17 protein-coding genes, 1 tRNA gene and 1 pseudogene are annotated in these 23,825 nt (G+C 61.7%); 10 read left to right on the forward strand and 9 right to left on the reverse strand.

Going from position 1 to position 23,825, the window contains the following annotated elements:
* The first annotated feature begins 96 nt into the window (after window positions 1-96).
* Window positions 97-1,602 carry an amino acid permease gene (locus tag ACVWNW_RS04530; RefSeq protein ID WP_454483276.1) on the forward strand — a complete coding sequence of 502 codons (1,506 nt, stop codon included), beginning with the start codon at window positions 97-99 and terminating at the stop codon, window positions 1,600-1,602.
* Between the two features lie 311 nt (window positions 1,603-1,913).
* Here the strand turns inward: ACVWNW_RS04530 and ilvC are convergent, their stop codons facing one another.
* The 6 genes from ilvC to fbaA all read right to left on the reverse strand — a co-directional run bounded on the left by ilvC (window position 1,914) and on the right by fbaA (window position 8,901).
* On the reverse strand, window positions 1,914-2,963 hold the full coding sequence (ilvC, locus tag ACVWNW_RS04535; protein WP_015022635.1) for a ketol-acid reductoisomerase: 1,050 nt from the start codon (window positions 2,961-2,963) through the stop codon (window positions 1,914-1,916).
* Between the two features lie 264 nt (window positions 2,964-3,227).
* Window positions 3,228-4,484, reverse strand: a complete 1,257-nt coding sequence (locus ACVWNW_RS04540; RefSeq protein WP_195760154.1) for an MFS transporter — start codon at window positions 4,482-4,484, stop codon at window positions 3,228-3,230.
* Window positions 4,485-4,883: 399 nt separating this feature from the next.
* On the reverse strand, window positions 4,884-5,852 hold the full coding sequence (locus ACVWNW_RS04545; RefSeq protein ID WP_454483279.1) for an FAD:protein FMN transferase: 969 nt from the start codon (window positions 5,850-5,852) through the stop codon (window positions 4,884-4,886).
* 9 nt (window positions 5,853-5,861) lie between these two features.
* On the reverse strand, window positions 5,862-7,163 hold the full coding sequence (locus ACVWNW_RS04550; RefSeq protein WP_046323543.1) for an adenylosuccinate synthase: 1,302 nt from the start codon (window positions 7,161-7,163) through the stop codon (window positions 5,862-5,864).
* 142 nt (window positions 7,164-7,305) lie between these two features.
* Window positions 7,306-7,644, reverse strand: coding sequence for a hypothetical protein (locus tag ACVWNW_RS04555; protein ID WP_454483281.1), 339 nt, complete (start codon window positions 7,642-7,644; stop codon window positions 7,306-7,308).
* Between the two features lie 192 nt (window positions 7,645-7,836).
* Window positions 7,837-8,901 (reverse strand): class II fructose-bisphosphate aldolase, encoded by a 1,065-nt coding sequence (gene fbaA, locus ACVWNW_RS04560; RefSeq protein ID WP_454483283.1) that lies wholly within the window; start codon window positions 8,899-8,901, stop codon window positions 7,837-7,839.
* A 273-nt stretch (window positions 8,902-9,174) separates the two neighbouring features.
* On the opposite strand from fbaA, the gene ACVWNW_RS04565 reads away from it, so the two are divergent.
* The 5 genes from ACVWNW_RS04565 to rlmB all read left to right on the forward strand — a co-directional run bounded on the left by ACVWNW_RS04565 (window position 9,175) and on the right by rlmB (window position 14,980).
* The gene (locus ACVWNW_RS04565) at window positions 9,175-10,167 is read left to right on the forward strand and encodes a nucleoside hydrolase (protein WP_454483285.1); all 993 of its coding nucleotides are present in this window, start codon (window positions 9,175-9,177) and stop codon (window positions 10,165-10,167) included.
* A 13-nt stretch (window positions 10,168-10,180) separates the two neighbouring features.
* Complete coding sequence (locus tag ACVWNW_RS04570) at window positions 10,181-11,584, forward strand: MFS transporter (RefSeq protein WP_454483287.1); 1,404 nt, start codon at window positions 10,181-10,183, stop codon at window positions 11,582-11,584.
* Between the two features lie 845 nt (window positions 11,585-12,429).
* Complete coding sequence (gene dcd, locus ACVWNW_RS04575; protein WP_024627087.1) at window positions 12,430-13,011, forward strand: dCTP deaminase; 582 nt, start codon at window positions 12,430-12,432, stop codon at window positions 13,009-13,011.
* Window positions 13,012-13,118: 107 nt separating this feature from the next.
* Window positions 13,119-13,895 carry a carboxymuconolactone decarboxylase family protein gene (locus tag ACVWNW_RS04580; RefSeq protein ID WP_454483289.1) on the forward strand — a complete coding sequence of 259 codons (777 nt, stop codon included), beginning with the start codon at window positions 13,119-13,121 and terminating at the stop codon, window positions 13,893-13,895.
* 92 nt (window positions 13,896-13,987) lie between these two features.
* Window positions 13,988-14,980, forward strand: coding sequence for a 23S rRNA (guanosine(2251)-2'-O)-methyltransferase RlmB (rlmB, locus tag ACVWNW_RS04585; protein ID WP_198229826.1), 993 nt, complete (start codon window positions 13,988-13,990; stop codon window positions 14,978-14,980).
* A 418-nt stretch (window positions 14,981-15,398) separates the two neighbouring features.
* Here rlmB and ACVWNW_RS04590 read toward each other — a convergent pair.
* From ACVWNW_RS04590 to ACVWNW_RS04600, 3 genes and pseudogenes are all read right to left on the reverse strand, one after another.
* A pseudogene (locus ACVWNW_RS04590) lies at window positions 15,399-16,760 on the reverse strand (DUF4032 domain-containing protein); the annotation flags it as partial.
* 172 nt (window positions 16,761-16,932) lie between these two features.
* Complete coding sequence (locus tag ACVWNW_RS04595) at window positions 16,933-18,060, reverse strand: ABC transporter ATP-binding protein (protein ID WP_198229828.1); 1,128 nt, start codon at window positions 18,058-18,060, stop codon at window positions 16,933-16,935.
* A gap of 204 nt (window positions 18,061-18,264) precedes the next feature.
* The gene (locus tag ACVWNW_RS04600; RefSeq protein ID WP_198191175.1) at window positions 18,265-18,663 is read right to left on the reverse strand and encodes a carboxymuconolactone decarboxylase family protein; all 399 of its coding nucleotides are present in this window, start codon (window positions 18,661-18,663) and stop codon (window positions 18,265-18,267) included.
* Between the two features lie 172 nt (window positions 18,664-18,835).
* Here ACVWNW_RS04600 and ACVWNW_RS04605 point away from each other — a divergent pair, with 172 nt between their 5' ends.
* From ACVWNW_RS04605 to ACVWNW_RS04620, 4 genes are all read left to right on the forward strand, one after another.
* On the forward strand, window positions 18,836-20,806 hold the full coding sequence (locus tag ACVWNW_RS04605; RefSeq protein ID WP_198229829.1) for a serine/threonine-protein kinase: 1,971 nt from the start codon (window positions 18,836-18,838) through the stop codon (window positions 20,804-20,806).
* Between the two features lie 61 nt (window positions 20,807-20,867).
* Window positions 20,868-21,791, forward strand: coding sequence for a DsbA family protein (locus ACVWNW_RS04610; RefSeq protein WP_121912793.1), 924 nt, complete (start codon window positions 20,868-20,870; stop codon window positions 21,789-21,791).
* A 110-nt stretch (window positions 21,792-21,901) separates the two neighbouring features.
* Window positions 21,902-21,975 (forward strand) — tRNA-Thr (locus ACVWNW_RS04615).
* 402 nt (window positions 21,976-22,377) lie between these two features.
* Window positions 22,378-23,808: an aggregation-promoting factor C-terminal-like domain-containing protein gene (locus tag ACVWNW_RS04620; RefSeq protein WP_198207825.1), complete on the forward strand. Its 1,431-nt coding sequence runs from the start codon at window positions 22,378-22,380 to the stop codon at window positions 23,806-23,808.
* The last annotated feature ends 17 nt before the right edge of the window (window positions 23,809-23,825 follow it).

Below are 23,825 nucleotides of genomic sequence, written 5' to 3' on the forward strand. Positions count from 1 at the left end.
GAATCTGTTCCGGCATCCAGCCGGCATATCAGGAATCGCAATTTCAGTACGACCCCGGACTCCCCGGTGCGTCGCCCAGCCAAAAGGAGGAGGATCATGACGCGGAACACCAGCAATGCAGCGTCGAACACCAATCAATCCGACCGGGCCGGGCAAGAGCATCATGGCTACGGCAGCGTCAAGCGCAACCTCAAGACCCGCCACATCTCCATGATCGCCCTGGGCGGCTGCATCGGCACGGGCCTGTTCATGACCTCCGGCTCCACCATTTCCACAGCCGGCCCCGGCGGCGGACTTCTGGCCTACATAGCCATGGGCGTCATGGTCTACTTCCTAATGACCAGCCTGGGCGAGCTGGCCACCCACCTTCCGGTGTCGGGGTCCTTCGCCGCCTACAGCGCCCGCTACGTGGATCCGGCCCTGGGCTTCGCCATGGGCTGGGACTACTGGCTGAACTGGACCATCTCGGGTGCCGTGGACATTTCCACCGCAGCCCTGCTGATCCAGTACTGGCTGCCACACACCCCAGGATGGATCTGGAGCCTGCTGGTCCTGGTCATCGTCTTCCTGATCAACGCCCTGACGGTCTCCGCATTCGGCGAGACGGAATTCTGGCTCTCCCTGATCAAGGTGGCCACCATCATTGTCTTCCTGGTCATCGGCATGGCCATGATCTGCGGCATCATGTTCCAGCCGGCGGTCGGTCTGAAGAACTTCACCTACAAGGACGCCCCCTTCGTGGGAGGCTTCCCGGCCATCATGAGCGTCTTCCTGATCGCCGGCTACTCATTCCAAGGCACTGAGGTGGTGGGCGTGACCGCCGGCGAGTCCGAAAACCCCGGCAAGGCGGTTCCCAAGGCCATCAATGACGTCTTCTGGCGGATTCTGCTCTTCTATGTGTTGTCCATCTTCGTCATCGCGGCTCTGATCCCCTACACCAGCCCCAACCTCCTGGGAGCCTCTGACGGGAACATCGCCATGTCGCCATTCACCCTGGTCTTCCAGCGGGCCGGCCTGGCCTCGGCGGCCAGCGTCATGAATGCGGTGGTGCTGACATCCATCCTCTCGGCCGTCAACACCGGAGCCTATGCATCCAGCCGCATGCTCTACGGACTGGCCAAGGATCACTATGCTCCGGCCATCTTCGCCAAGACCACCAAGAGGGGCATCCCCCTGGCGGCCCTGGTTGCCACGGTCTGCATGTCCCTGGCCACCTTCGCCTCCAGCATCTTCGGCCAGTCCTTCTACATGTGGCTGGTGACCGCCACTGGGCTGACCGGGTTCATCGCCTGGATCGGCATCGCCCTGAGCCACTTCCGCTTCCGGAGGGCCTTCAAGCTCCAAGGGCACGATCTGAGCGAGCTCAAGTATCACTCCAAGCTCTATCCGTTCGGCCCGGTTCTGGCCATGGTGCTCTGCGTCATCGTCATCGCCGGGCAGGACATCCCCTCCCTGCTCAGCCTGAACTGGTCGCACATGGCCATGACCTACTTCAGCGTGGTGCTGGTCCTGGTCCTCTACCTGGGCTTCAAGTTCGTCAACCACACCAAGATCGTGCGCATCAAGGACATGGACGTGTCCGGCGCCGAATCCGCCCGCTGAAGCAGAAGGACACAGCAGGCACGGAGGACACCTTGTAAAAAACCGCGTCCTCTATAACCAATGGTGCCCCACCCAGATGAATTGACCATATGGGTGGGGCACCGCCGTACATCCTCTGGCATTGCATATTGCACATATCCACATGACCGATCCGGTCAGTGAAACAATCCGACCACACGATTGAAACGTAAGCGTCGGGTCATGATAACAAAATGGCCGTTCCTTCATCGGCATTGCATCCGGATGGGGGAACGGCCATTTGCTGAATGGTCAGTCGGACCAAACAAGGTCCTCCCAACAGAACCTAGAGGTCACTGCACCTGGGAACGGGCGATCTTGCCGGTGAAGGACTGAGCCTCGTCGGCATCCTTGACGTCCTTGTTCCAGGAGAACATGGCGCGCAGCTTGGGGCCGACCTCCTCGATCTTCTCGTGGGAGTACTTCTCCTGGAGCTCCTTGAACTTGGGGGCGCCGGCATCCTGGTCGTCGATGAACTCCTTGGCGAAGGAGCCGTCCTGAATGCGCTGCAGCTGGTGACGCATCCTGTCCTTGGTGGACTCGTCCACCACGGTGGAGGTGAAATCGCCGTACTGGGCGGTGTCGGAGCAGGACCAGCGGGCCTTGTTCAGGCCGCCCTCGTTCATCAGATCGACCAGCATCTTGAGCTCGTGGCAGACCTCGAAGTAGGCGATCTCAGGCTGGTAGCCAGCCTCGGTCAGCACCTCGAAGCCAGCCTCGACCAGGTGGTTGACACCGCCCATGAGCACATCCTGCTCGCCGAAGAGGTCGGTCTCGGTCTCTTCCTTGAAGGTGGTCTTGATGGCGCCGGCGCGCAGGGCGCCCAGAGCCTTTGCATAGGCCAGGGTGATGTCCCAGGCGTCGCCGCGCGGATCCTGCTCCACGGCCACGACCACGGGCACGCCACGGCCAGCGACATACTCACGACGGACGATATGGCCCGGGCCCTTGGGGGCCACCATGAAGACCGGGTGGTCGGCGCTGGGCTTGATGTAGCCGTAATGGATGTTGAACCCGTGGGCGAAGGCGACAGCCGCACCCTCCTTGATGTTGGGCTCGATGTCGTCCCGCCAGATGTTGCGCTGGTACTGGTCAGGGGCCAGGATCATGACGATGTCGGCCTCCTTGGTGGCCTCGGGCACGGTCTTGACCTCCAGGCCCTGCTCCTTGGCGAAGGGCACCGACTTGGAGTTGGCGCGCAGGCCGACCACAACGTCCACACCGGAATCACGCAGGTTCAGCGCATGAGCATGTCCCTGGGAACCGTAGCCGATGATGGCCACCTTCTTGCCATCCAGAACCGAAAGGTCCCCATCCTTCTCATACCAGATCTGTGCTGCCATTATCTACACTCCTTTATGTGCGGTCCAACCGGACCGGCTCTTCCAGGCCGGGGAACGCTAAATACTGTGAATTCCTGTCGTTGTTCCAGGCGGACGATGCTCTTTCGACCGGGGCGACGGATTTTGTCCTTGACCCCGATCCGTACCCTATGGATACGGTATGCCTCCAACCATACTCGTGATATGGCCAGATGGACTGTCCGCAATTCGTTGTTCGGACACCGGCGCGATTCGAGGAACCGGCCGGCGGGATGCGTCCAGGGCTTACTTGGTGAAGTCCACATCCTTGGTTTCGTGGCAGGTCAGCACTGCCACCAGACAGCAGACCGCCATAACGGCCAGGTAGAGCCCGACCGAGCGCACTCCCCAGTGTGAGGAGAGCCAGGTGGCGATGGTAGGCACGAAGGCCGCGCCCACGATGGCCGCCAAGTTGTAGCCGATACCGGAACCCGAGTAGCGCACGTTGGCGTCGAAGAGCTCCGGCAGGAAGGCGCCGATGGGCCCGAAGGCAATGCCCATCAGGGCGAACCCGACGCAGAGGAAGACCATGACCTGGAAGGTGTTGTGATGGGCCATGAGCAGGTAGGGGAAGACCAGGCTGAAGACCACCAGCATGACGGAGCTGCCGATCAGCACCCGGCGACGGCCGATGCGGTCCGCATAGACGCAGGCCAGCACGATGAAGAGGGCGAAAACCAGGATGGAGACCATGAGCATGAGCAGGTACTCCTGGTTGGTGAAGCCCAGTCCGCCGCCGCCCTGGGACTTGGGCTTGGTGCCGTAAGCCAGGGACCAGGTGGCCAGGGTGTAGAAGAGGGTGTAGGTGACCGCGACCAGGAAGGTGGCCTGGAGCACCTGGCGCCAGCTCTTGCGGAAGACCTCCAGCAGCGGGGTCTTGACGACCTTCTGCTGATCCAGGGCCATCTGGAAGATAGGGGTCTCCTGCATGGAGACGCGCACAGCCAGACCCACAACCACCAGGATGGCGGAGAGCAGGAAGGGCACGCGCCAGCCCCAGCTCAGCATCTGCTCGGGGGTGCAGAACATTTCCAGCAGGAAGTAGGTTCCGTTGGCCAGGAAGAAGCCGATGGGGGCGCCCAGCTCAGGGAAGGAGCCGTAGAGCGCCCTCTTGCCTTCCGGGGCGTTCTCGGTGGCCACCAGGGCCGCGCCTGACCACTCGCCGCCCAGGCCGATACCTTGCACGAACCGGCATAGGCACAGGACCACCACGGCCCAGAGTCCCCAGGTGGCATAAGTGGGCAGGACGCCGATCAGGACCGTGGAGCAACCCATAGTCAGCAGGGAGACCACCAGCGTGGTCTTGCGTCCCTGGCGGTCACCGAAGTGTCCGAAGATCAAGGACCCCAAGGGCCGCGCGATGAAAGCGATGGCGAAGGTCAGCAGGGATGCCAGCAGGGCCACGGTCGGATCGGTCTTGGGGAAGAAGAGCTTGGGGAAATAGTTGGCCGAAGCCGTCCCGTAAGCGTAGAAATCGTAGAACTCGATGGCCGTACCGACCATGGAAGCCCCGATGACTGTGCGGACCGAGCTGCGGGTCACACGGGTGCCGCCGGGCACGGAGGCTGCCGAGGCCGGGGAAGCAACACTAACGTCGTTTGCCGTCACTTCATCTCATCTCCTTATAGAAAAACCCCGCTGTTGGCAGGGTCTGATGCGATGAAGCCTATGCGTCCAGCCCCGCCTTCCGACGGGGTCGAACAATGAAGATTGTCGAGTCAGTCCGCCGGTGAGGACGGGCTAATAATTCGTGCGGACACGGTGCCGAATCGGCGGGTGTCTGTCAAGCTGGTCATCACGGCGAACCTCCCTTCATCATCCTCGAATCGGATGCGTTCTCTGCACATCCGCATTGGTGCCGACCATAGGCCTGATCTCGGCCGGTCCAGCGAGACTGGTCCACTATGTGGACGAATGGTTATTGGAGTCAGCAAAGAACCGACCCGGAAATTCATCGGAGATCACGGCCTGACGGTCGGCATACATCAGGGCGCAGGAGAAGGAAAATCCGGCGGCCAGCACATCCGGCGACACTAGGAACAAGGCGGTGGCCAGACCGTCAGCCAGGCCCGTTGGATGTTCATTGTCCTTTTCCTTAGTCACTACCCAGGAGGCCAGCACACGGTCAACTGGACGGCCGTCAATGGCGTCCAGGATGTGGTGAAGTGCCGTTAACCCTGCCGCTGCGGCATCCTCGGACCGGTCGGCCCAGTGACGACGGCTGGGGGCCGAGGCGCACAAGGATCCATGGGACAGCTCGATCCGACCCACGCCTGCAGACAAATCACCGGGATCTTCCATAGCGATGGAGATCGGGTGAGAGGTCCGCATACGCATGTCGCCGCCAGCATCGATCAGATACTCATCGACTTGAGGTTCGAGCAGATCGGCAAGCAGGTCAACCAAATAGCCCTTGCCGACTGCCCCGAAATCAAGGCTGACCGGACCGGCAGTCATAAGGACAGCACCCTGACGTCTGAGGTCATTGCCCCAGGTCGGCCGCCCATGGATCCGCCCCAGATGACCGGCGGCATCGGCCTGCAGCCGGAAAGTGGGCTGCATGCCGTAGCCCAGACGGGTCAGATCCTCGCCCACCATGGGGTCCAAGGCCCCGCCGGTAGCAGAATACAACCTGTCATACAGGTCAAACAGCCCCTGGCAGTAGTCAGGAAAGACGAACCTACCCCCATGGGTAGCCTGGGCCATTTGCGCAGGTATGGCATCCTGTCTGAACCTTGACAGGGCACGCTCGTAATCCTCGATCAGATCGGCAATGGCCCCGTGCAGTCGTTCTCCCAGAGGCCTGTCCGTAGAGATGATGATTCCTGTCCCGACCGCCCCCGGGAAGGCAGTCAGGCAGGGCAGACCCATGGATCTTCCTCAGTCGATCAGAGAATGGATCTGCACGATCTGGTCGCGGCCCGGGCCCGAACCCACAGCAGAGATGCGGCAGCCGGACAGGTCCTCCAGGCGATGGATGTAGTCCTTGGCCTTGGTCGGGAACTCCTCGAAGCTCTTGGCACCGGAGATGTCCTCGCGCCAGCCCGGCAGCTCCTCGTACACCGGCTGGGCAGATTGGAACTCGGCCTGGTCCACGGGCATCTGGTCCACCCTGACGTGTGAGCCGTCGGACCGGGTGATGTCGTAGCCCACGCAGACCGGAATGGTCTCCAGACCAGAGAGAACATCCAGCTTGGTCAGCACGATGTCGGTCAGGCCATTGATCTGTACTGCATAGCGGCTGACCAGCGCATCGAACCAGCCGCAGCGGCGGGAGCGGCCAGTGGTTACCCCGTACTCATGGCCCTGACGGCGCAGCCATTCACCCTGCTCATTGTCCAGCTCCGTGGGGAAGGGCCCCTCGCCCACACGGGTCACATAAGCCTTGGCCACGCCGACCACACGGTCGATCCTGGTCGGGCCCACGCCAGTGCCGGTGCAGGCGCCCCCGGCCGTACAGTTGGATGAGGTGACAAAGGGGTAGGTGCCATGGTCCACGTCCAGCATGGTGGCCTGTCCCCCCTCGAAGAGCACGTTCTTGCCCTGCTCCAGAGCCTGGTTGAGCATCAATGAGGTATTGGCCACGTAGGGCTTAAGACGCTCGGCGTATCCCGCCAGCTCTTCAACGGTGGCCTCCACCTCGATGGCCCGGCGGTTGTAAAGCTTGACCAGCATCTGGTTCTTCTGGTGTAGGCTTGCCTCCACCTTGTCGCGCAGGTGGTCGACATTGAACAGGTCGTGCACACGGATGCCCACACGGTTGATCTTGTCGGCATAGGCCGGGCCGATCCCGCGGCCTGTCGTCCCGATCTTATGCTTGCCCAGGAAGCGCTCGGTCACCTTGTCCAGCGTCCGATGATAGGGGGCGATTATGTGCGCGGACTCGCTGATCCTCAACCGGCTGCAATCCACACCGCGGGACTGGAGTCCATCGATCTCCTCGAAGAGTGCGGCCGGATCGACCACGACGCCGTTGCCGATGACCGGGGTAATGGCCGGATGAATGATCCCCGAAGGCAGAAGGTGGAGGGCGTATTCCTGGTCGCCCACCACCACGGTATGGCCGGCATTGTTGCCTCCGTTGAACCTGGCGACGTAGTCCATGTGCTCGCCGATCAGATCCGTTGCCTTGCCCTTGCCCTCGTCGCCCCACTGGGCCCCGACGATCACGATTCCCGGCATACGATGCTCCTTATCCACTGGTCGCCATTCAAGGAAAACAAAGGCAGACCATCCATAGACGAGCCTAACCCCATGTATGGAGCTGGAGGTCGTTCAGACCTTTCAAATCAGCATGGGCAGATCCGCAATGGGAAAAATCCGGTCAGGTCCTGGAGCCGATCATGGTGTCCCGGCCCCGACAGAGCAGGAAGGGCGCACTGACGAGCAACCCTAGGATGACCGGGATCAGGGATGCTTCGATGCCGAATGATCCACCGGTCAGCAGGGTCGGCCCCTGAACCTTCATGACCATGAAGCCGTATATATGCTGGCCGGAGACCGGAATTCCCAACAGGGCCGCAGTGAGGTTCCACCCTATATGAAAGCCTATGCAGATCCAAAGATTATGCCTGGATACCATGATGGAGCCCAGCATAAGACCGGCTTCGATGGCTATGGCCAGACACGAGAAGAGGGTAGCCCCAGGGTTGAGAGCATGCATGAACCCAGATGCCGAAGACCATGAGGAGGATGGCGACCAGTAACTTCAACGACTGAGCCCATACGGCCTGCCCGCTCATCGGGGTCATTGAGGAATCGAGCATCAGCAATACGCCGAACCCCAGAAGTCCCCAAGCAGCAGTCTTGTGCATTCCCTGTCTGGGCTGGCATGAATTGGATTGCGTATGCTGTTTCATTTCATGGCCCGCCCTGCGCTGCCCAGCTGCTGGCAAGCCTGGACTACGCGCGCCGCCATGCCGTCTTCAGCCTGGCGCCCCCAGGAACGGGGGTCGTACTCGCTCTTTTCGCCGACCTCCCCATCCACCTTGAGGACCTTGTCGTAATTGGCGAACATGTGCCCTGCCACGGCCCTGGTGAAGGCGTACTGGGTATCGGTATCCACGTTCATCTTGACCACGCCATGAGCGACGGCCGATGCAATCTCTTCCGGCTGCGAACCAGATCCCCCGTGGAATACCAAGAGGAAGGGCTTGTCGGCAGGGGCGCTCGGGGAGGGGATGCCGCCAACCTCCCCATCGGATATGGCTTTGGCGGTCCTGGCCTGGATCTGCCCCAGCAGATCAGGACGCAGCTTGACTACACCGGGCTTGTAGGACCCGTGCACGTTGCCGAAAGTGAAAGCCACCATGTAGCGGCCGCGTTCGCCCAGACCCAAGGCATCAACCACCCTGGGGCCATCCTCGGGCGATGAATAGAGCCGCTGATCAATAGCAGCCGAATGACCATCCTCCTCGCCACCGACAGTGCCCACTTCGATCTCCAGAACGGTGTGGGCGGCCCGGGACAACTCCAGCAGCTCTGCCGCCGTGGCCAAATTTTCCTGTAAGGGCAACCCGGAGCCGTCCCACATATGCGACTGGAAGAGCGGATCCTGACCGTGAGCCACTTGCTCCTTCTCATAGGCCAGCAAGGGACGAACCCACTCGTCCAGGTATTGCGGGGCGCAGTGGTCCGTGTGCAGGGCCACGGCGATGCTCGGATAGCGGGCGATCACCTCGTGGGCGAACTTGGCGAAGGCGATGGAACCGGCCACCCGGTCGGCCAGGCGCTGTCCCGACAGGTAGGCGGCACCTCCCACGGATACCTGGATGATCCCGTCGGACTGGGCTTCGTCCAACCCCTGCAGAGCCGCGTTCAAGGTCTGCGTGCTGGTCACATTGATGGCGGGATAGGCATAGGACCCCCGTCTGGCCGCATCAAGCATCGCCACATACTGTTCAGGAGTCGCTAAAGTCATACTCTCATTATCGTCGGTTGCGCGGAAAAGCGGCCGTCAACCTGCGAATGCATGATCACCGATAGATTTGCAGGTCTCTGCCCTGATGGCGAACACCCCCCGACGCGCTTTGACAAGCCTCCAAGCCGCAGGTAGTTTAGCTCCGTACAGTTTGATGAAACGTTACATCAAACAGGTTGTTTGTTTCACGGCAGTAACGAATCAGCCTAGGGAAGGCACGACATAGGTAAGCAGAAGGTTGGGGTCGCCCATCCTTCTGGGAAGGAGACCAACGTGTCAGCAAGCAATGAAACCGTCCGCAAGATCATCCTGGATCTGGACACTGGCATCGACGACACGCTGGCTCTGTCCTATGTCCTGGGCTCCCCGGATGCCGAACTGATCGGAATCACCGGCACCTACGGCAACGTGGTGCTCGACCAAGGCGTCGACAACGATCTGCGGCTGCTGGCCATGTACGGCAGGGAGGACATCCCGGTCTTCAAGGGGATCGATCACCCCAGCACGGCCGACTCATTCAGCGTTCCGCCGGACTCCGAGATCTTCCATGGGGCCAACGGCACCGGCAACATCGAAATCCCCGCACAGACCGACCGGCAGGCCAGCCAGCAGAGCTCAGTCGACTTCATCATCGACGCAGTCCGCCGCTATCCCAAGGGCGAGCTGGTCGTGGTGCCCACCGGTGCCCTGACCACCATCGCCGCCGCCCTGGAAAAGGCCCCCGACATCGTCGACCGCATCAGCATCGTCATGATGGGCGGCACACTGACCCAGCCGGGCAACGTGGGACCCTTCGCAGAGGCCAACATCAACCAGGATCCCGAGGCAGCCAACCGTGTCTTCGCCACCACCGCAGACATCACCATGGTCGGTCTGGACGTGACCACCCAGGCTCTGATGAGCCGCGAGGACACCGAGGCCCTGCGCGCAACAGGCACCAGCGCCGGCCGCTTCCTGGCAGACATGACCGACTACTACATCGACATCAGTGAAAAGGAGAGCGGGGTCTACCTGGGCGGCTGCAATTTGCACGATCCCCTGGCCGCCGCTGTAGCCATCGACCCCAGCCTGGTCACCACCTTCGCCACCAACCTGATGGTCGAGACCGAGGGACCGCAGCGGGCCCGTACCATCGGCGACCCCAGCAGGCTCCTGGACCCGGTCAAAAACACCAAGGTGGCCCTGTCGGTCGACACCGAGCGGTTCACCCGGCGCTTCATGGACAGGCTCCTGGCCCTGGTGCGCAAGACCGAGAGCGAACGATAGAAGGACGGCAGTCATGAGCGAATCCATCACCACAACGGCTACCGAAGCGACCGTGGAGGAAAACCGCCGCAGCACCAAGCGGGCCCTGCCCGCCCTACTGGCCATCTTCCTGCTGGGTACACTGATGATCCAGGCCTTCAACCTGGTCTTCCAGAACGTGGGCGACTCCCTGGGGATGTCCGCCAACGCCTCGCTGATCAGCACCCTGCCCGGCATCGTCCTAGGCGTGGTCTGCATGCTCTACGGCACCCTCTGCGACTACATCTCCCCCCGTAAGATGACCCTGTTCGGAGTGGGTGCCCTGATCGTCGGCAGCCTCCTGGGCTTCTTCGGCGCATCCAATTTCTGGGCCGTGGTACTGGCCCGCATGATCCAGACCGCGGGCGGTCAGGTGGCCGGATCAGTCTTCCTGGTCATGGCCATGAAGTACCTGAGCGACAAGGAGCGTGCCTTCTACCTGGGCATCTTCAACGCCGTCTACTACGCCTCCTCTGCTGTGGGCATCTTTGCCGGCGGACTGATCACCTCCATCGACTGGCGCTACCTCTTCCTGGTACCCCTGGTCTCCATCCTGCTGATCCCTCCGGTAATCAAGTACACGCCTGATACCGGTATCAAGGGCGAGCGCATCGATGTCTTCGGCATTGCACTGTTCGCGCTTATCGCCGGATTCGTGGCCGTCTACTTTTCCTTCCCGGCCACCTGGATGCTGGGGGTACTGGCCGTCCTGATCCTGATCTTCGCCGGCTATGTCTGGAAGGGCGCCAACCCCTTCCTGAGCCGCGGGTTCGTGACCAACGGCGCCTATATGGCTGTCCTGCTGGCCCTCTTCGTCTTCTACTTCTTCAACTTCGCCTGCGTGCCCATCTACAACGTGATCGGCGACCGCATCTACGGGATTTCCCTGAGTCAGGTCTCCCTCTGCCTGACCATCGTCTACATCGTGGCCACCCTGGTAGGCTGCCTGTCCGGAGCCATCATGAACGCCATGGGACGCCTGCCCATGCTTATCCTGTCCGCCCTGCTCATGATCGCTGGAGCTGCCGGTTCTGCCCTGATGCTCACCTCGGGCTTCTGGGTCCTGACCGCGCTGGCCTCGGTCTTCATTGCCGGCATCACCATGTCCTACACGCCCCTCTACGACTCCTTCTCGGCCACTTTGCCCGTGGACCAGAACGGCCGCGGCATCGGGATCGGGGATCTGATGATGAACACCTCGGCCTCCATCGGCATGGCTGTCTACAGCGGACTCATGGCCAATCCCCAATTCGGGTCGCATGCTCTGGCAGGCGTAAAGACCGGCATCCAGGCCCAGGTGGCCAACATGTTCTGGGTCATGGCGCTGGCCGCCCTGCTGGCCCTGATCATTGTGGCCGTCTTCCATAAGGCCATGTCAGCCAAGGCTCCCCAGGAGTAAGGCTGGTGTGACCCACACATACTTGGTCGGATAGCCGCGCTGCTTGGTCCACTCTTCCTGTCCTCGGGAATGAGTCAGGCCCAGCACCGGCACCCGGCCGCTCGAACCGGGGAGGGAGCGGAGTTCGGACTGCTTTCGGCAAAGTGATAGTCCCCCTCTTCCCTCAGCCGCCGAAGGCAAGAAGAACGCCGCCCCTCCCCACGGTGAAGAACCCCCGTCATAGCCATAACTGACGGGGGTTCTTCCATATCTTCAACCGCTGCCTTTAATTTTGTGCCTATAGTTCGAGCCGCACATCGGAGCACAGCCTATACAGATGCCAGAGAAGAAGAACCTGAATCTTGAGAATGCGACTGTGCAAAACTGACGATTCCACCTTTGAGATTCGTCTACCTTGAGTTTCGAATCCAGGAGAGGCAGAAGTCAAAAGAGCAGATGACCGGCACAGCCAAGCACTAGACAACTCTTGGATTTGCAAACGCCCTACCGTCCTGTATAAGACTCAACGAACTCAATCGAGTCATTGGCCATGCGGTTTCACGTGAAACGTCGGTGCACTGATACTTCCCCCAAAATGAAGAGAACCCGGCGGTGCGTGAACACCGCCGGGCGAGAGAGAAGAAAGGGAAATCAGTTGTCGGGCGGAGGTCAACCGCCCATCGGTTTTTGAGCCGACATCTATAGTAAAGAACAGCTACCTTATGGTGACGATAGCGTTATCTGAAAATTCTCTGTGAATACAGCCGGATCAGAAAGCGGGTATAGGGCCGGTTAGACTGGATTCAGAATGGTTTCCCGCCAGAGGAGAGACCCTCGACCGACGAACCTAAAGGAGATACCCCGGCATGCTGCTCAGCGACCATGACATCCTGGATGCCCACCAGGCAGGACACCTGAATCTGGACCCCTGGACGCCCGCCATGGTCCAGCCCTCCAGCGTGGACGTACGCCTGGACCGCTACTTCCGAGTCTTCAACAACCATCAGTACACCTATGTTGATCCGGCGGAGGACCAGGGCGCACTGACCGAGCAGTTCGAGGTACCCAAGGACGAACCCTGGATCCTGCACCCCGGCGAGTTCGTTCTGGGATCCACCTGGGAGTATGTCAAGTTGGACTCCACCTTGGCCGCTCGCCTGGAGGGCAAGAGCTCCCTGGGCCGTCTGGGCATTCTGACCCACTCCACCGCCGGGTTCGTCGATCCCGGCTTTGAAGGACACATCACTTTGGAGCTGTCCAACGTGAGCACCCTTCCGGTCAAGCTCTGGCCCGGCATGAAGATTGGCCAGATGTGCTTCTTCCAGCTCTCTTCGCCCGCCCAGTACCCTTACGGCTCCAAGCACAATGGATCCCATTACCAGGGCCAGCGCGGGCCAACCCCTTCCCGCTCCTACGTTAACTTTTACAAGGCCGACGTCTCGGACTGACTGCCAACGGCTCTCTCCGCCATCACCTTGACTTCGAGCACACTCGAAGGGGTATAGCTGAAACTGCCGGAATGACCCGGCCAAGATGATGGCAAGGAGACTAACTCATGGCAATCAAACAAACAGCGGGCCACGACCGGCTCGGTCGGTTCGCACCGCAATTCGCCCACCTCAACGATGATGTGCTCTTCGGCCAGGTCTGGTCCCGCGAGGACGAACTTTCGGCTCGGGACCGCAGCATGATCACCTGTGCAGGTCTGATGAGCATGGGACTCTTCCCCCAGCTGAAGAGCCATATGGCCATGGCCAAGAGCAATGGCGTCACCCGCACTGAAATGGTGGCACTGATCACCCACCTGGCCTTCTATGCGGGCTGGCCCAAGGCATGGTCGGCATTCGGCCTGGCCAAAGAGGTCTACGGTGAGGGCGACCGTGACGACGAGAGCCGGGACACCACTGCACCTGCAACCGCAACTGCTGCCGGAACGGAGCCGGATTCAGGGCCCTATCCCTTGGGAGACTCGGCTGATGGACCCAACTTCACCGGTCATGTCTGGTTGCACCGACTGACTGATTCGGACGCAGAATGCTCCGCCAGCAATGTGACCTTCGCACCCGGGTGCGTCAACCGTTGGCACACCCACCCGCACGGCCAGCTGCTGATCGTCACCGCCGGGCAGGGGTGGGAGCAGGAGGAAGGCCATCAGCCCCGCAGGCTGGAACCCGGCGACGTGGTCTTCTGCCCGGCAGGCGTCAGACACTGGCATGGGGCCTCGGCCCGGTCATCCATGGCCCACATCGCCGTTACCCCGGCCTCAAGCGGACAGTCTCCGGTCGAGTGGATGGAGTTCCCAGATCCCGATCAGGTGTCCGCTCTGGGGTGACTCACACGGCCTGATTACAGCGTGTCTTCGCCCTGTAGATATTGAGGCCGACAGACAGCTAACCAGTTCCCGCCTGCCTTTACACTGAAGACATGGCTAACAAGAAAGGCCCGACCAAGGGTTCGGGCGGCAAGCACCGCAACAAACTGCGCGGCCGGGGACCTACCCCCAAGGCTGAGGATCGCGTCTACCACAAGGCCTACAAGGCCCGACAGGTGGCCCAGCGCAGGCAGGCGGCAGATCCACGTCTGGCAGCCCGCCGCCGGGCCGACCGATTCACCTCCGATTCCGATGATCTGGTCATCGGCCGCAACGCAGTCCTGGAAGCCCTGCGCGTAGGAGTCCCGGCCAGCCAGCTCTATCTGGCCGCCCGGATGGACCATGACGACAGGACCAGAGAAATCGTACGACTGGCTGGACAGGAGGGACTCAACCTGCTGGAAGCCGACCGTCTGGAGATGAACCGCATCGCCCGGTCCAGCAACCACCAGGGCGTAGTCCTCAAGGTGCAGCCCTACCAGTACGCCTCCCTGCAGAGCCTGGTCGACAGGGCCGAGAAGCACGCGGCTGCCCTGGAAGGAGCCGATCAGGCGACCAAGGTTGCCGCCCGTCCGCTGTTCATCGCCCTGGATGGGGTCACTGACCCGCAAAATCTCGGGGCCGTGATCCGTTCAGCAGCGGCCTTCGGCGCCTCGGGTGTGGTTCTGCCCGAGCGACGCAGCGCCTCGGTCACAGCTGCAGCCTGGAAGGTGTCTGCCGGAGCCGCCGCCCATCTGCCCGTGGCCCGCGTGGTCAATCTGACCAAGGCCATCCAAGGGCTCAAGGAGCGCGGCTACTACGCGGTTGGCCTGGACGGCGCAGGCACCACCACAGTAGGCGAGACAGGCTTCGAGACCGATCCGCTGGTGGTGGTCCTGGGCTCCGAGGGCAAGGGGCTGAGCCGCCTGGTCCGCGAGAACTGTGACGCCCTGGCCTCCATCCCCATTTCCAGCTCGGTGGAATCCCTGAACGCCTCGGTTGCAGCCGGCATCAGCCTCTACGCCGTAGCCATGGCACGCCGACGGTCCGCCCGCCAAGCGAAATAGCCCCAGGCAGGCACCGGCAATCTGAAGACAGACAAGCCAAGCGGCAACAGCCTGCGTGCGGCAACCGGTCTGCAGCAGACTGGTTGCCGCACAGACCAAAGAATCAGCTGGAAGCCCAGACTGCATCGTCCTGATCGTCCTGGTCGGCAGCCGCATCCAGGCTGCCAGGGGCATAGACCGATCTCAGCGAGCTTCGGCCGCCATTCGCGTCCTCAAAGGCCGGCTGCGACGACACCTCCTCGACAGCCCGGTCACGGTCCGTCTGGGTGCCTGCTCCGTTCTGGCCTCCAGCGTTGGTTTGGCCAGTCACCCCACTGTCGGCTGCGTCTTGGCCTTCCACTTCATGTCCATTCGCATCCTTGTCGGTCCGATCGCGGTCGGCTTGCTCACCTTGACCGGCCTGGGCATGGCCGCCCTGCCAATTCATCTCGTCGTCGACCACCCCGGCATCGGCCTCTTCGTTGATGGTCTTCATGTCCTCGGAATCCAGCCGGTACTCGGGCAGGGACTCGCTGATATAGCTCTGCACGGCCTCGGCCATGGGCACATCGTGGCCGGCCTTCTCGGCCATCAGCCAGCGGTGGGTCAGCACCTCATGGAAGAACTGGGCCGGTTCGATCTGCGAACGATATTCCGGCGGGATCATGCGCACAGTAGGCTCGAAGACCTCGCGCATCCAGTCGGTGGCCACGATTTCCAAGTCCTCGCCCTGACGCCAGGTGGAGGCACGATAGGCATCCAAATCATTGAGCAGCCGCCGGGCCTGGTTCTCCTGCACGTCCAGACCAGTCAGCCGCAGCAGCTTGCGGGAGGCGTAGCCGGCATCGACCACCCTGGGCCGAACCAGCACCCGGTTGCCGCCCTCCTCGGTCTTCATCTCCAGTTCGTCCACGTCGAAGCCCAGATCATTGAGCCGGTTGACGCGGCGCTCGATCTTCCACATCTCATCCGGGTCGAAGCTGTCCACGTCCGTCAAGGCGCTCCAGAGGGAGTGATAGCGGTCTACCAGCCGGTTGCCCACGCCGACCTCGTCCACCTCACCGGCCAGCAGGTTGCCGGAATCCAGATCCATGAGCTCACCGATGATGTTGGTCCTGGCCAGGTCGATGTCGTATTCGCGCTGCCCATCTGTCAGGCTGGGATGCAGATCGCCGGTTTCGGCATCGACCAGGAAGGCCGAGAAGGCATCGGCATCGCGTAGGAAGAGCACGTTGGACAGGGAAACATCGCCCCAGTAGAAACCGGCCAGATGGAGTCTCACCAGAAGGACCGCCAGGGCATCGATGAGACGCTCGGCCGTGTCCGGGCGCAGATTGCGGGCGAATAGGGCACGGTAGGGCAGTGAGAACTTCAGGTGCTGGGTGACCAGCATGGCCTCAAGAGGCTCGCCCTCGCGGGTGTGCCGACCGGTGACCACGGCGATGGGATTGACCGTAGGCAGCTCCAGTTTTTGCAGCTTGCGCAGGAGCTCATACTCACGCTCGGCCACTCGCTGGGTGATCTCCTTCATGGCGTAGACATCGTCGCCCACGTGGACAAAGCGCACCACGTGCCGGGAGATGCCCCTGGGCAGGTTGGCCAGCAGATCCCGGGGCCAGGTGGCCAGCGGCCGCTCCCAGGGCAGGGTAAACATCCTGGGGTTGGAGCTGGTGGCCGTGATGTGCAGGGCAGCCGGCTCCTGCTCGGAGGAGGGGTCGGCCGTGGTCTTTATCGAGGTGGCTTTCATGGCGCGAGGGTCCAGAGAGGAGGCCGTCGCCCGGTTGATATTCACGCTAGTCATACTTCCATCCATCCCATCGCCGCCCATCCTATACGGGAAGAGCCCCGCACGGATGTGCCGCGCGGGGCTCCTGGTCACCCGGTCAACAAGGAAAGGAGATGATATCAATGATCGACACGGGCCCTGCGGGTCGGCGGGAAACCGTGGCCGAACCACAGGGTCACAGAAAGGCTCAGTTCAGCCGCAGCTCACTGGCCGGGGAGAACAGGTGCATCTTTTCAGGATCGATGTGGATCTTGACCACGTCGCCCACCTTGGGCAGGTCGCGCGGGTTGACACGGATGGTGGTCAGCTTGTTCTGGTCAGACATGACGGTGGCCTGCTCAGCCACGCTGTTGTCGGTCAGAATGTTGCCATAGATGTAGCCGTCGGAGCCCAGATCCTCCACGTTGGCTACCTTCAGGGAGAAGGCATCCGGTTCGGAGGGACTGGCCAGACTGGCGTTCTCGGGACGGAAGCCGACGACGATCTTGCCCTGATCCTCGGGGGTCAGCTTGTCGACGGCCTCGCGCGGCAGGCTGATGGTGTCCTCACCGATCTTGGCCTGGCCGTTGACCACGGGGTGGATGTTGATGTTCATGGAGGGCGAGCCGATGAAGCCGGCCACGAAGACATTCTCGGGCCGATCATAGAGCTCGGTAGGCGCGCCCACCTGCTGCAGGACGCCCAGCTTGATGACGGCGATCCTGTCGCCCATGGTCAGAGCCTCTGTCTGATCGTGGGTCACATACAGGGTGGTGACGTTGAGCTGACGCTGCAGAGCAGCGATCTGGGTACGGGTCTGGACACGCAGCTTGGCGTCCAGGTTGGACAGAGGCTCATCCATCAGGAAGACCTTGGGCTGACGCACAATAGCGCGGCCCATGGCCACACGCTGACGCTGACCACCGGACAGAGCCTTGGGCTTGCGGTCCAGGTACTCGGTCAGATCCAGCACCTCGGCGGCCTTCTCCACCCGCTGGCGAATCTGGTCCTTGGGGGTGCCAGCGATCTTCAGGGCGAAGCCCATGTTGTCGGCCACGGTCATGTGGGGGTAAAGTGCGTAGTTCTGGAAGACCATGGCGATGTCGCGGTCCTTGGGCTGCATGGTCGTCACGTCCCTGTCGCCAATCATGATGCGTCCCTTGTTGACCTCCTCCAGGCCGGCCAGCATGCGCAGGGTGGTGGACTTTCCGCAGCCGGAAGGCCCTACCAGAACAAGGAATTCACCGTCTTTGATGTCCAGACTGAGGTCACTGACCGAGGGCTCATCGTTGCCCGGGTAGATACGAGTGACGTGGTCGAATACCACTTCTGCCATTGTTCATCCTTTCATCGGCAGGTACGTGCCGAACGATCCGTAGTGAAGGGTTGATTTTCACTGTGGTTTCCGTCCCGGGGTCAACACCGACATCGGCATGGCCATGCGACGGTTTTCTATTTTGTGGTTAAGAGAAACTCTCCCTTGAGCCAGTGCCCACTATACACCAAGGTCTGAATTCGACGTGCAAACCCTTGCCGAGACTCAATCCTTGGGCTTGTCGGAATCCTCAGAGCCGCGCTCGAAGACCGTCCTGGCCACGTTGATCGCGTTGATGACCCTGGGAAATCCCACGTATGGAGCACATTGGAGTATGGCTTCGACCACGGCCGCCTTGCTCAGCCCCACATTCAGGGCTCCCTGTATGTGAACAGTCAGCTGTGGAACCGTGTCACCCTGCGTCACCAGACTGCCTATAGTGACCAGCTCACGCTGCTGAAGATCGAGTCCTTTTCTGGTGTATATGTCACCAAAGGCGAATTCGACAATCCAACGGCCAAGGTCCGGCGCTATATCCTGAAGGGAGTCGATGACAGCCTGACCTCCCTTGCCGTCAATAGCGGCCAAGGCCTCGGATCCCTTTTCAAAGCGCGAAGCTTCCACGGAAGCCCCTTCTTTCTGTTGTTTTGTATATTTTCCCGCCGAGAATATTGTATCAACGCCTGTTTGCTCATTATGCCGTCGGCAGTCGAGCCATCTGAGGCAATCTCGGACGCGGCGAAACAGCAGAGGTCGCAATCAGATGCTTTTCAACCAGTCGGGGCACAATGGAGATATGAGCGATCTTGAGGGTTTGGACCTGAGGCCGGGACGGCTGGTAGGGGGCTACACCCTGATCGAGCCCCTGGGCGGCGGTGCCATGGGGTCCGTCTGGCGCGCACGTGATGGCGGGGGCCAGGACTATGCCATGAAGATCCTGCGGGAATCCCTGGAGGAGGATCAAGTCCCGTCAGACAGCCCTGACGAACGCGACCGCGCCTCGGCCCGCGAGCGCCTGCGGCGCGAGGCTCTGGCCCTGCAACGGATCCGCCATCCAGGCGTCTGCCGGATCGTGGATATGGAACTTGATGATGCCCTGGCCTTTATCGTGACTGAACTGATCGAGGGGCGCAACCTTCGCGACGATGTGGCCGTCAACGGCCCCTATCAGGGCGACGATCTGGAGCGGCTGGCACGAAAGCTGACCGATGCCGTCGCAGCCGTCCACCAAGCGGGCATCGTCCATCGGGACATCAAGCCCACCAATGTCATGATCTCGGTCTCGGGGCCGGTGCTGGTGGACTTCGGCATCGCTATGGGTCAGGGGCAAAGCCATGTGACCCGAACCGGGCTGGTCATGGGGACCCCTGGCTTCATCGCCCCGGAGATCATTGACGGAGCCGAGGCCGACCAAGAAACCGATTGGTGGAGCACGGCAGCCGTTCTGGCCTATGCAGCCACCGGACGAGCGGTCTTCGGCGACAAACCCATGATGGCGGTTCTGGAGCGGGAGGCTTCGGGCAATGCTGACCTTTCCGGGCTGCCCATGGGCACCATGAGAGCCCTGCGTTCGGCCCTCTCCCACGACAGAGGTGCACGTTGCACGCCCGAGGAACTTCTGGAGGCCATCGGTCGGGACGCCATGGATCCGCAGGCCTGGCAAGGAGAGCAAGACGACCAGGAGACGATGCGCCCTTTTGGCGACGGCTCTTCGGAGGCTGAGGGGCAGGCCGACTCACCCACCATGGTCGTTGAGCCGGCCACCATGCCAATGCCGCCAATCGCGCAGGCTGATCCGGACAGTCCGCGGACGGCCTGGTCACAACCCCCGACCGAAGACGAAGCCGATGAACAGACGACCCTCCTGCCCGACACGGAACAGCCCACCAGCCTGTTGAATCCCCTTCCCGCAGCCGAGGAGCAGACACAGGCATGGCAGGACCAACAACCATTAGCCGACCGACAAGATCTTCAAGCCACCACCGTTCAGGATCCGCTACCGCCAGCACAGCCCCTGCCCAGCGGATACCGCAATGAGGCGAATGCCCACTGGCTGGGAGACCAGCCTCCAGCTCAGATGCGGCGCCTGCGCTACCTGAAGGCGGGAACCCCCTGCCTGGTCATGCTGGGAATCCTCCCCGCCCTGCTGACAGCTCTGGCCCCGGTCTCGGCACTAGTGGCCGCCGGAATCCTCCTCTGGGCCCTGAGCACCGCAGGATGGAGCATAAAGGCCCAAATAGAACGGGAGCTGCGCCGCGAGGGCCCTCGGCGGGGCACCGACCGTCTGTTGAACGCGGCCGCCCTTCCCTGGCACTTGCTCAGGGGCCTGGCGGCCGCCCTGCTCCGCCTGCTGGGCATAATCCTTGTCCAAGCCTTGGCCGCGCTGCCGCTGACCTGGATAGGCGCCCTCACCACCGTTCATACAAGTCTGGCCCTGGGCGGACACCTGCTGATCTTCCCCCTGCCAGCGGCCAGGCCACTGTCCGCCGGCGGACTGGCCATGGCCCTGGCGACGCTGGCCGGCTGGCTGTTGACAACCCTGCCCACGCAAGACGGCTCAGCCCCCAAGGCCAGCAGCGGCAACATGGTCCTGCGTCTGGCGGCGGGCCGCATCCCCTTGGGCCGCCAGAATTCCGATGCGCCGGGTAGCCCCCGTCGCAGGTGGATTCTGCTCCTGGTCTGGTTGCTGATCATTGCCGTTCTCCTGGCCGGGCTGATTACCCAGCCCTCCATGGACTGGGCACCCATTCGCCTCCTGCGCGCCTAAGGTGGCGCTTCACCCCCGGCGGCTACACTATGCTCAGTATGCCAAGGAAAGGATCCAGGTCATGTCCAAGGGCAAGCAGAACCATCAGGCCGCGCTCAAGGCCCAGGAAGAAGCTCGGCGGCTCCAGGAGGCCAAGGAACGCCGCCAGCAGACCATGATCGGCATCATTGTCACCGTGGTGCTCATCGCACTGATCGCTCTGGGCGGATTCTTCTACTGGCGCAGCCATCGCCCGGTCAAAACCCAGGACCTGGAACAGGCCCGGCAAGCCGTCGCCCGGGTCAAGGAGAAACCCTCGGCCGCCAATGACCAGGGTGGCTTCCTGATCAGCTCCCGGGGGCTGGGCAAGCCAGTGGCCAAAGCGCCGACCGTGGAGATATACATGGACTTCATGTGCCCAGGATGCGGCGCCCTGCATCGCGGGCTGGACTCCACCTTGACCGGTCTTGTGGATGGCGGGCAGATCAACCTGGTCATCTACCCCATGAGCTTCATGGACCGGCTCTCCACGGACAACTACTCGACCAGGACGGGCACGGCCACCATCTATGTGGCCCAGCACGATCCGGACCACCTGCTGCCCTTCATAGCCAATCTCTACGCCAAGGACTTCCAGCCGGACGAATCCAACTACCAACCGATCAGCAACGACAAGATCCGCCAGCAGGCCATCAAGGCCGGGGTTGATCCCAAGGTTGCCGACCAGGCACTCAAGGGCCACTACCGGGACTGGATCAAGGCCATGGACGCCTATACCCCCATGCGTAAGGAGCTCTGGAATCCCTCCGGGTCCAACAAGGGACAGATGACCACGCCCACGGTCCGCATCAACGGCAATTACTGGGATCTGGGCAACCTGTCCCGGGCCGGCTTGGACTACCGCGCAGGCCTGCTCAAGGCTCTGGGCCTGGATCAGTCCAAGGTGGGCGTCAAGGGAGCCATGCCCGCAATCGGCGCCTCCGGCCATCCGCGCTCACTGGACTGAACTGGGTACGTCGAGAGAAATTTCGCGCCCAGCGTCCCCTTGGGGGCATGGTGATGGTACGATATCATTTCGTACCGCGGCCCGGAATGCTGTAATGGACCACCGGGACCGCCTCCTTAGCTCAGTTGGCCAGAGCAGCCGCCTTGTAAGCGGCAGGTCGTCAGTTCGACTCTGACAGGAGGCTCTACGCCAAGAACGAACTATTAAATCCAACTATTCATTTTTCTTCTTGGCAGGCTACAATAATGGACATTGCCTGGATAACTACAAATACTTCCCTCGAGTAAGTCATTTCGGAGGCTCGTCCTCCGAAGTACGAACGGAGCATTTCCCCAACCATCTCCGTTCGTATTCGAGGACGGGATCATTCCCCTTCATTCCCGTCCTCTTGACGTTGACCCGCCGACCAGGACCCGGGTCTTGAAAAAGCCGACTGACCGATGAAGGCCAAGTCGGCTTTTTTATTGCCGTCCGTCTACTACAAATGTGGATGTTTGCCCGACCTTGCGAATTGTGCGGCCTCACTCCATGCCCGCACCGCTAGAATTGCCGAGTACAGACAAGGCAGGAACGGGGAGGCGAGCACATGGCCAGACGCTGGACACCGCGGCGTTTTGTCGTGCTCAGAAGGATCCGCGTGGCCTCTTGCGCCCTTCTGGTCGTTCTGGCAATGATTCTGACCTTCGGCATTACTGCACGCAAGAGCGTGGCGTTGAGCGTCAACGGACAGACCAAAACGGTGACCACTTATGCCTACAGCGTGGACGGTCTGCTGCGCCAGCAGGGGGTCAAGGTCAAGACCCACGATCTGGTCGATTCCACCTCCGGAGGCCAGCTGCGCAACCATGCGGCGATCACTGTGCGCTCCGCCTATCAGACCACCATCGTCATTCAGGGGCAGCGGGTGCCCTTCTGGACCACGGCAACAAGCATGGACCAGCTGCTGGGATTCTTCGAGGAGAACCGCAAACAGGCCATGAAGGTCACCGTGGATGTGGGCAACGTCTACAACCAGCTGACCGGCGGTCTGGTCATCAACCAGGCGGGGCCGGTCACGGTCGTGGCTGACGGGAAGACCTCGGTGGCCCCGAACGGCAAGCTTCCAGCCGCCTCCATCCTGGACTCCAAGGGTATCGTGCTGGGTAAAGAGGATCGGGTCAGCGTGGAACATGACCAAGGCACCACTGTGCTGCGTGTCCAACGGGTCACCCACGGAAGCACTCAAAGAACGGTTCCCCTCCCCTTCGCCACGAGGACCGTGGTCGACCCGAGCCTGGCGCCCGGTCAAACCCAGGTACGGCAGGCGGGTGTAGCCGGTCAACGCCTGCAGACCATCCAGGTCACCTACGTGGATGGGCAGGCCGAATCGGAGCAGGTGGTCAAGGAGGAGACCGTAGCCATGCCAGTGGATCAGGTGGTGGCCGTCGGTCCCGACAAGCCAAGGGAAGAGCAAAACAGCGGGCAGCAATCCAAAGACACAGGCAAGGATTCCCAACAAGTGCAGAAGACCCCCTCTCCGAGCCCCTCGTCCAACCAGGATTCGCAATCGTCAACAGCACCGGCCCCTACGCCAGCACAGACCAAGCCGCCGCAGACCACGCAGCCGACACAACCAAGCAAGCCGGATAAACCGACCACCCCAAGCAAGCCCGAGGACAAACCAGCCCCGTCTCCAGCACCGAACCCATCTCCAAATGGTCTTTGGCACGCCAGCGTGGACTTAGCCCAGACCTATGCCGGTGGTGCTGCCGCCCAGCGCGGATGGACGGGTTCGGAGTTCACGGCTCTAGTGGAACTGTGGAACAGGGAATCAGGATGGCTCTGGTATGCCGAAAATAAAAATTCAGGCGCCTACGGTATTCCCCAGGCTTACCCCGGCTCCAAGATGGCGCTATTTGGAGCCAACTGGCATGACGATGCCGCTGTCCAGATCGATTGGGGCCTCTACTACATTGCGCAGCAGTACGGGAATCCCAGTACAGCCTTGCAATACCAAAAACAGCATAATTCGTACTAATCCCCAACCACACCCGC

The sequence above is a fragment of the Bifidobacterium sp. JNUCC 75 genome, assembly GCF_054819865.1.

What these genes read in the sequence shown, in the direction of transcription:
- ACVWNW_RS04530 (WP_454483276.1), top strand. Translation starts at nt 97, where the DNA reads ATGACGCGGAACACCAGCAATGCAGCGTCGAACACCAATCAATCCGAC.
- ilvC (WP_015022635.1), bottom strand. Translation starts at nt 2,963, where the DNA reads ATGGCAGCACAGATCTGGTATGAGAAGGATGGGGACCTTTCGGTTCTG.
- ACVWNW_RS04540 (WP_195760154.1), bottom strand. Translation starts at nt 4,484, where the DNA reads ATGGTCGGTACGGCCATCGAGTTCTACGATTTCTACGCTTACGGGACG.
- ACVWNW_RS04545 (WP_454483279.1), bottom strand. Translation starts at nt 5,852, where the DNA reads ATGGGTCTGCCCTGCCTGACTGCCTTCCCGGGGGCGGTCGGGACAGGA.
- ACVWNW_RS04550 (WP_046323543.1), bottom strand. Translation starts at nt 7,163, where the DNA reads ATGCCGGGAATCGTGATCGTCGGGGCCCAGTGGGGCGACGAGGGCAAG.
- ACVWNW_RS04555 (WP_454483281.1), bottom strand. Translation starts at nt 7,644, where the DNA reads ATGCATGCTCTCAACCCTGGGGCTACCCTCTTCTCGTGTCTGGCCATA.
- fbaA (WP_454483283.1), bottom strand. Translation starts at nt 8,901, where the DNA reads ATGACTTTAGCGACTCCTGAACAGTATGTGGCGATGCTTGATGCGGCC.
- ACVWNW_RS04570 (WP_454483287.1), top strand. Translation starts at nt 10,181, where the DNA reads ATGAGCGAATCCATCACCACAACGGCTACCGAAGCGACCGTGGAGGAA.
- dcd (WP_024627087.1), top strand. Translation starts at nt 12,430, where the DNA reads ATGCTGCTCAGCGACCATGACATCCTGGATGCCCACCAGGCAGGACAC.
- ACVWNW_RS04580 (WP_454483289.1), top strand. Translation starts at nt 13,119, where the DNA reads ATGGCAATCAAACAAACAGCGGGCCACGACCGGCTCGGTCGGTTCGCA.
- rlmB (WP_198229826.1), top strand. Translation starts at nt 13,988, where the DNA reads ATGGCTAACAAGAAAGGCCCGACCAAGGGTTCGGGCGGCAAGCACCGC.
- ACVWNW_RS04595 (WP_198229828.1), bottom strand. Translation starts at nt 18,060, where the DNA reads ATGGCAGAAGTGGTATTCGACCACGTCACTCGTATCTACCCGGGCAAC.
- ACVWNW_RS04605 (WP_198229829.1), top strand. Translation starts at nt 18,836, where the DNA reads ATGAGCGATCTTGAGGGTTTGGACCTGAGGCCGGGACGGCTGGTAGGG.
- ACVWNW_RS04610 (WP_121912793.1), top strand. Translation starts at nt 20,868, where the DNA reads ATGTCCAAGGGCAAGCAGAACCATCAGGCCGCGCTCAAGGCCCAGGAA.
- ACVWNW_RS04620 (WP_198207825.1), top strand. Translation starts at nt 22,378, where the DNA reads ATGGCCAGACGCTGGACACCGCGGCGTTTTGTCGTGCTCAGAAGGATC.